Here is a 7,677-nt window from a genome sequence, read left to right as displayed (position 1 = left end):
GTCGACTGGTACATGGAGGGCAAGCTCAATATCGACGACCTGATTACCCACCGCCTGCCGCTGGAACGAATCAACGAAGGCTTCGACCTGATGAAGAGCGGCGAGTCGATCCGCTCCGTCGTGATCTTCTGATCGGCGTCGTTTTTCATTGAAAGCGAGGCGGCCCGGCGGCCGCCTCGCTTTTTTCATGGGCGTTTGCGTTTCGTCGCAATCTTCGGCGCTTGATACCGGCGATGCTGCATTTCGTCGCAATCCGGTGGAGAGCGGCGCGCCTTCTGGCTACAGTGGAGTCATACAAACACCGTACCTAAAGGAGAAACACCATGAACGTCCTCAAAAATATGGAAGCCATCTTCCTCGTCAGCGCCGTCCTGTTGTGCGCCGCCGGCTATGCCAGCGCCACCCCGGTGCCACTGAGCGTGCCCGCCTCTAAAATGGCTATCGCCGATGGCGCCCACATGCAAATCGTCAGCGTGCACGCCAAGCGCCTGAGCGCCGCCGAAAAAGCCGCACTGTGACCGGCGCGCCGCAGCCTGTCGCTGATGTAGATAAAAAGTTCTAGACAATCCAAACTAGATAAATTATTCTACATTCATCGACAGGGAGCCCGGCATGAGCATCGTCCGCACCATCAACACCATCAGCACCGTCGGCCATTCCCGACACACCCGACACACCCCATACCGCGCCGGCAGCCGTTCATGAACCACGTGCTGCCCGCCCTGGTGTCCGCCATTGGCTGGGCGCTGCTGCACTTTCTCTGGCAAGGCCTGTTGATAGGCTGGGGTACGACGCTGGCGCTGCATCTGCTGCGCCGCGCGCGACCGCAGCTGCGCTACGCCGTCGCCTGCGCCGCCTTGCTGCTGTGCGCCGCGCTGCCGCTGGCCGGCATCGCATCGCGCTTGAGCGCCGCCGACGTCACCACCCTGGCCGATGCGCCGGCGTCAGCGGCGCTGCATTTTTCCTTTGCCGGTGCCGGCTCCATCGCCGCCGCGCCCTCGCTGCTGCCAGCGAACTGGCTGCCGATGTTGAAGTGGGATTTCGGTGGCCAGCTGTCGTGGATCGTGCTGCTGTGGCTCTGCGGCGCCACGCTGATGACGCTGCGCCTGGCCATCGGCCTGCTGTGGGTGTCCGAGCACACGCGGCCCGGCCAGTACCGCGTCGACCATTACTGGCAGCGGCGTTTGTCGCAACTGGCGCTGCGCCTGGACCTCACGCAGCACGTGCGGCTTGGCGTGGCCGACCTGCTGGACAGTCCGATCACGGCCGGCTACTGGCGTCCTATCGTGCTGGTGCCGGCGGCGCTGGTCAGCGGCATGCCGCCCGATTTGCTGGAAGCCTTGCTGGCGCACGAACTGGCGCATATCAAGCGCCACGATTACCTGGTCAACCTGATTCAAAGCGCGATAGAAATCCTGCTGTTCTACCACCCGAGCGTGTGGGCGCTGTCGCGCCGCATCCGCATCGAGCGCGAACAGGTCGCCGACGATCTCGCCGTCAGCGCGCTCGGTCAGCCGCAGCGCCTGGCGCAAGCTTTATCCGAACTGGATCGTTTTCAGTTCGCCACCACCCAACTGGCCCACGCGGCCCACGGAGGAAATCTCATGTCACGTATTAAACGCCTGGTGCGTCCCGATGTCGAAGCTGCGAGCTGGAAGATGGCTCTGCCCTTGCTAGGCCTGTGCGCGGCCAGCGCCGTGTTTTATGCGCAGGCCGCGCCGGCGCCGGCGCCCGCATCGGCACCTGCCGCCGCCGATGTGCAGGACGCCGCGCCGCCGGTTCCAGCCGTGCCGCCCGTCGCGGCGATTCCTCCCGCGCCGCCGGTGGCGGCGATCCCGCCCGTACCTCGAGTCGCGGCGATCCCGCCCGCGCCGCCGGTGGCGGCGATCCCGCCCGCGCCGCCCGCTCCTCCGGCGCCGCCGGCCGCACCGGCATCGATAACGTCGGCGCAGCTGCACGGCGCCCACGTCGAGCGCTGGACCCTGCACGACGGCGGCTCCTCCTATGCGGTGGTGCACGGCGGCCAGGATGCGATCACGGTATCGGGCAGCTATGGCGACGTGCAGGAAGTGGGCAAATTGCAGCACAGCGTCAAGGGCGATTTCGTCTGGACCCGCGACGGCGAAAAGGCGTATCTGATCCAGGACCCGGCGATCATCGCCAGGATCGACGCGGCCTGGGCGCCGGTCAAGCAGATGAGCGCGAAGATGAACGAGCAGGGCGCGCGCATGAATGAGCAGGGCAAGGCCATGAACGCGCTCGGCGCCAAGATGGACGCCACCGCCAACACGGCCGAAAGCAAGGCCGCCACGCGCGCCCTCGATCAGAAAGGCCGGCAGATGGATGCGCTGGGTCGCCAGATGGATGGCGTCGGCCGCGAGATGGACCGCATCGGCAACCGCATGGAGACCGCGTCGTCGGACGGGCAGCGCGCCGCGCTGCAAAGCCAGATGGCGCAGGTGCAGGCGAAGATGGAACCCTTGCAGCAGCAGATGATGCAGCTCCAGCGCGACATGCAGCAGTACAGCGCCGTGCTGCAAGCGTCGCAGGTGCCGATGCAGGCGCTGGGCCAGCAAATGAAACAGGCCGGCAAGCCGATGGAAGAACTGGGCCGCCAGATGAGTGAACTGGGGCGCGAACAGGGCCGCATCAGCCGCGAAGCGGAGCGCACCACGCGCGAGCTGCTGCGCGAGGCGATCAAGAACGGCAAGGCCGTGCCGGCGCCGTCGTCCAGCGAAGGCTGATCCGAACCGGCGGACGCGCGCCATGGGCCGGTGCGCGTCTCCGGCACGCGACCCATCGTGATCGCACCCCTGCCGGTATAATCACGGCATGCAAAATCTCCTCCACAACCTCAATCCCGAACAACTCGCCGCCGTCACGCTGCCGGCGCAGAGCGCCCTGATTCTCGCCGGCGCCGGCTCCGGCAAAACCCGCGTGCTGACCACCCGCATCGCGTGGCTGATCCAGACCGGCCAGGTGTCGCCGTCCGGCATCCTGGCCGTCACCTTCACCAACAAGGCGGCCAAGGAAATGACGTTGCGGCTGTCGGCCATGTTGCCGATTAATACGCGGGGCATGTGGATAGGGACTTTCCACGGCCTGTGCAACCGCCTGTTGCGCACCCACTACCGCGACGCGGCGCTGCCGCAGACCTTCCAGATCCTCGATACGCAGGACCAGCTGTCGGTCATCAAGCGCCTGCTCAAGGCGAACAATGTCGACGACGAGAAGTTCCCGCCCAAGGAGCTGATGTACTTCATCAACGGCGCCAAGGACCAGGGCCTGCGCGCCGACAAAATCGACCCGTACAGCGCGGACGAGCGCAAAAAGGTCGAGCTGTACCAGCTGTACGACGACCAGTGCCAGCGCGAGGGCGTGGTCGATTTCGCCGAGCTGCTGCTGCGCACCTATGAACTCCTGAGCCGCAACCAGCCCTTGCGCGAACATTATCAGCAGCGCTTCCGCCACATCCTCGTCGACGAGTTCCAGGACACGAACAACCTGCAATACAGCTGGCTCAAACTGATGGCGGGGCACGGCCAGCCTGGCGGCGCGCTGTTCGCCGTCGGCGACGACGATCAAAGCATCTACGCCTTCCGCGGCGCCAACGTCGGCAACATGAGCGCCTTCGAGCGCGAGTTCAATGTGCAGAACCTCATCAAGCTGGAACAGAACTACCGCTCGCACGGTCACATCCTCGACGCCGCCAATGTGCTGATCGTGAACAACAGCAAGCGCCTCGGCAAAAACCTGCGCACCGACGCCGGCCACGGCGAGCAGGTGCGCGTCTACGAAGCCAGTTCCGACCTGGCCGAGGCGCAGTGGATCATCGAGGAAGCCAAGAGCCTGATCGCCGACGGCGCCTCGCGCAGCGAGATCGCGGTGCTGTACCGCTCGAACGCGCAGTCGCGCGTGATCGAGCACGCGCTGTTCTCGGCCGGTATCGCCTACCACGTCTATGGCGGCCAGCGTTACTTCCAGCGCGCGGAGGTCAAGCACGCCATCGCGTATCTGCAATTGATGGACAATCCGCACAACGATTCGGCCTTCCTGCGGGTGGTGAACTTCCCCACGCGCGGCATCGGCGCGCGCTCCATCGAGGCCTTGCAGGCGGCGTCCGAGCAGCACCGCATTTCGCTGTACGCGGCCGTGCCTTACGTGGCCGGCAAGGCCGGTTCCTCGCTCGGCGGCTTCGTCAAGCTGGTCGAGGGCGCGCGCTTTGAAACGCAGCAAATGGCCTTGCCGGAGCTGGTGCGCGTGGTGCTCGAAGCGAGCGGTTTGCTGACCCACTACCAGAGCGAAAAAGAAGGCGCCGACCGCATCGAAAACCTGGAGCAGATGGTCAGCGCGGCGACCCAGTTCGTGTCCGAGGAAGGTTTCGGACAGGGCGCGCCGGCGCATCTGGGACCGCGCGCGCAGGCGCAGGCGGGCAGCCCCATCGTCAACGAGGACGGCATCGAAATCTACGACGCCGACGCGCCGCTGCCGACGGTGATGTCGCCGCTGTCGGCCTTTTTGTCGCACGCCTCGCTGGAGGCCGGCGACAACCAGGCCACGGCCGGACAGGACGCGCTGCAAATGATGACGGTGCACTCGGCCAAGGGACTGGAGTTCGACAACGTCTTCATCACCGGCCTGGAAGAAGGCTTGTTCCCGCACGAGAGCAGCTCGCGCGAGGATGGCGGCGTGGAGGAGGAGCGGCGTTTGATGTATGTGGCGATCACGCGCGCGCGCAAGCGCCTGTACATGTGCTTCGCGCAGACCCGCATGCTGCACGGGCAGACCCGCTACAACATGAAGTCGCGCTTCTTCGACGAGCTGCCGGAGGCGTCGCTCAAGTGGCTGTCGGCGAAAGTGCAGTCGCACTGGTCGGCCAACAACCGCAAGTCGGCGTGGGACGAGGCGCCGCTGACCGGTTCCGACAACGCGATCGCGCAGAAGATGCAGCAGAAGCTTAGCGGTCCGGGATGGCGCATCGGCGAATCGGTCGCGCACGGGAAGTTCGGCGAGGGCGTGATCGTCAACATCGAAGGCAGCGGCAGCAACGCGCGCGCGCAGATCAACTTCGGCAGCTTCGGTATGAAGGTGCTCGATCTGAGCGTGGCGAAGCTGGAGCGGCTGGCGCGCTGATTGCCGGATCGTCCACCGGCGTGACTTCGGGGTCAAGACCGGGGATCAAGACCGGTGGTCTTGATCCCGATTGAGGTCGGCTACTTTGCCTGCGCCGCTTCCTGCTCAGGCACCGCGCCAAAGATCTGCCGATAGCTCACATACAGCCAGCAGTGGATCAGCACCATGCTAAGTAGCGTGATGGGCAAAATCAGTATGATCGCCTGCGTCGTGCCGAACACGATGGCGGCGAGCAGGCCGGCGAACTGAGAAACGACGAAGAAAATAATCACGCTGGTGGCGAATGCCTTCAGCGCGCGCGCCACGGAAAAAAAGCTGAAGAACAGCGCCTTCCCGAGGCTCATTTTTTGCCAGTAGATCAGCGGCGTGGCGAAGCAGGAAAACAGCCAGGCCAGTTGCATGATGGTGGTGGCCGTCTGCACCGCGTATTTCGATTCTTCCAGCAGGGCGATGTCGAACGGCGTTTCGTTCAGGGCCATCTTCAGCAGGCGGCCGTCGTCCATCCAGCACATCACGCCGAAGGCCAGCAGCGTCACCAGCAAATAGAGCGAGCCGAGGGCGGCCAGCGGCCACAGGGTCTGCCGCTTGAAGGCGACGAATAGCAGGCCGGAATGAACCGGCTTGCCCTGGTCGATGTCGGCGCAGGCCTGCAACAGCGCGGCGGAGAACAGCGGTATCGTCAGCACCGGCAAAATGGGGCCGAACAGCGGGATCAGCAAAAAGGCCACCGACAGGAAAAGGCAGCTCAGCATCAACGCCGTCAGCGCGAACGGCTGTTTGCGGAACAGCGAAAATGCTTGTTTGATCCACTGCCAGCCAGTGTTTGCGGGAAGTTTGTTCATGCGGGCAGCGCCGGTGGGAGGGTGGCGATCCGGGCGCGCAAGATGCGCTCGAAATGCGCCGGATCGTGAGGGGTCAGCAGCTGCGCCGCGCGCGGCAGGTGCAGGTCGTACAGGCGCGAGAGCCAGAAGCGCAGCGCGGCGGCGCGCAGCATGGGCTGCCACGCGGCCCGCTCGGCGGTCGTGAACGGACGCTCGGCGTGGTAGGCGTCGAGCAGGGCGCGCGCGCGGTCGGCGTCGAGCGCGCCGCTGGCGACGTCTATGCACCAGTCGTTGACGGTGACGGCGACGTCGAACAGCCAGCTGTCGCAGCCGGCGAAGTAGAAATCGAAGAAGCCGGTCAGGCGTTCGCCGTCGAACATCACGTTGTTGCGGAACAGGTCGGCGTGCACCGGCCCTTGTTCCAGCGCGGCGTAGGTGGCGCCGGCCGCGTAGTCCTGCTGGAAGCGCATCTCGTCGCGCAGCAGCGCGCCGTTCGACTCGCTCAAAAACGGCAGCACCTGCGGCGCCGTCTCCGTCCACCACGCCAGGCCGCGCAGATTGGGCTGGCGCAGCGGGAAATCGCGCCCGGCCAAATGCATGCGCGCGACCATCGCGCCGACGGCGGCGCAGTGCGCCGGCCGCGGGTCCATTTGCGAGCTGCCGGCCAGTTTGCCGACGATGGCGGCCGGCTTGCCGTGCAGCGCGACGACCAGGGCGCCGTCGGCGTTGGCCACCGGCGCCGGCACCAGCACGCCGCGATCGGCCAGGTGGCGCATCAGCGTCAGGTAGAAGGGCAGCTGGTCGAAGAACAGGTTCTCGAAGATCGTCAGCACGAATTCGCCGCGTTCGGTCGTCAGGAAGAAATTGCTGTTCTCGATGCCGCTGGCGATGCCTTTGATCGCGCGCGCGGCGCCGAGGGGGAATTGCGTGATCCACTGGCGGACGTCATCCAGGCTGACCGGTGTAAAAACTGCCATGAAGGGAAACTAGGTTAGGGTTGCAAAAAAACCGGGGGGCGAAACGCCGCTTGCTTAGCCGCTTCGGGATCGCCGGCCACGGTCGCGGCGGCGCTGCCGGCCGCAAGCGGCACTTATTTGACGGCCGGCGGCGCGTTGTCGTCGGCGCTGGCGTCTTCCTCTTTCGAGGCTTTCTTTTTCTTGCCGAGGTCGAACTGCATCACGGTCCACTGGGGGCCGTGGTTGGTGCGGCCGAAGGTATCGCCCGGCATGGTGTTGCCGTTCACCGGCGCCGTGTGGACGGTGTAGGTGCTCGGGCCGCTCTTGACGGTTTCCTCGGTGATGACGCCACCCTCGCGCTTTTGCGTGATTTCGTGCGCCGGCGCCTGGCGGGCGTTGACCGTGATCGCGTCGTCGCCGGTGTCTTCGATCTTTTCCAGCTTGGGCGGCGCGGCGCTTGGGGGCTGCGCCGTGGCGACATGGGCGCTCAGCGCGAGGAGGAGGGCGGGCCAGAGGTATGCGCTGCGTTTCATGGTGGTATCGCCTAAGCTAAGCTACGTGAAGTTCAGAACTGAACGCCGGGATGTTTTCTACGGTTCATTGTAACAAACTGACACGCCGCCCGTTTTAAATGCGCAATTCATGGCGCGCCGTTGCGCAACGCCGGCGCCGAAACCCGGTGTGAATTCTGCGATAATGACAGAGACGCTATCTTCCGTGGCCGCGACGCCACGGGCAGTACACCATTCACCGCCGGCCGCCCTTGC

At 65.2% G+C, this 7,677-nt stretch carries 6 protein-coding genes and 1 pseudogene; 4 read left to right on the top strand and 3 right to left on the bottom strand.

Annotated features, from left to right (window positions below):
* The 4 genes and pseudogenes from Q0S71_RS12100 to Q0S71_RS12085 form a co-directional block, all read left to right on the top strand.
* Positions 1-132: pseudogene (locus Q0S71_RS12100) on the top strand (S-(hydroxymethyl)glutathione dehydrogenase); the annotation flags it as partial.
* A 191-nt stretch (positions 133-323) separates the two neighbouring features.
* The gene (locus Q0S71_RS12095) at positions 324-518 is read left to right on the top strand and encodes a hypothetical protein (protein ID WP_295995568.1); all 195 of its coding nucleotides are present in this window, start codon (positions 324-326) and stop codon (positions 516-518) included.
* A 183-nt stretch (positions 519-701) separates the two neighbouring features.
* Positions 702-2,744 carry a M56 family metallopeptidase gene (locus Q0S71_RS12090; RefSeq protein ID WP_295995565.1) on the top strand — a complete coding sequence of 681 codons (2,043 nt, stop codon included), beginning with the start codon at positions 702-704 and terminating at the stop codon, positions 2,742-2,744.
* An 88-nt stretch (positions 2,745-2,832) separates the two neighbouring features.
* On the top strand, positions 2,833-5,133 hold the full coding sequence (locus Q0S71_RS12085) for a UvrD-helicase domain-containing protein (RefSeq protein WP_295995562.1): 2,301 nt from the start codon (positions 2,833-2,835) through the stop codon (positions 5,131-5,133).
* Between the two features lie 80 nt (positions 5,134-5,213).
* Here the strand turns inward: Q0S71_RS12085 and Q0S71_RS12080 are convergent, their stop codons facing one another.
* The 3 genes from Q0S71_RS12080 to Q0S71_RS12070 form a co-directional block, all read right to left on the bottom strand.
* Positions 5,214-5,975: a BPSS1780 family membrane protein gene (locus tag Q0S71_RS12080; protein WP_295995560.1), complete on the bottom strand. Its 762-nt coding sequence runs from the start codon at positions 5,973-5,975 to the stop codon at positions 5,214-5,216.
* Entirely contained in the window at positions 5,972-6,931 is a 960-nt protein-coding gene (locus Q0S71_RS12075) for a homoserine kinase (RefSeq protein ID WP_295995558.1), read from the bottom strand. The genes Q0S71_RS12080 and Q0S71_RS12075 overlap by 4 nt, the downstream gene beginning before the upstream one ends.
* A 113-nt stretch (positions 6,932-7,044) precedes the next feature.
* Positions 7,045-7,443 (bottom strand): hypothetical protein, encoded by a 399-nt coding sequence (locus Q0S71_RS12070; RefSeq protein ID WP_295995555.1) that lies wholly within the window; start codon positions 7,441-7,443, stop codon positions 7,045-7,047.
* Between the last annotated feature and the right edge of the window lie 234 nt (positions 7,444-7,677).

The sequence above is a fragment of the Rugamonas sp. genome (genome assembly GCF_025354735.1).
GTDB lineage: Bacteria > Pseudomonadota > Gammaproteobacteria > Burkholderiales > Burkholderiaceae_D > Rugamonas.
This window is presented reverse-complemented; position numbering and strand designations above follow the sequence as displayed.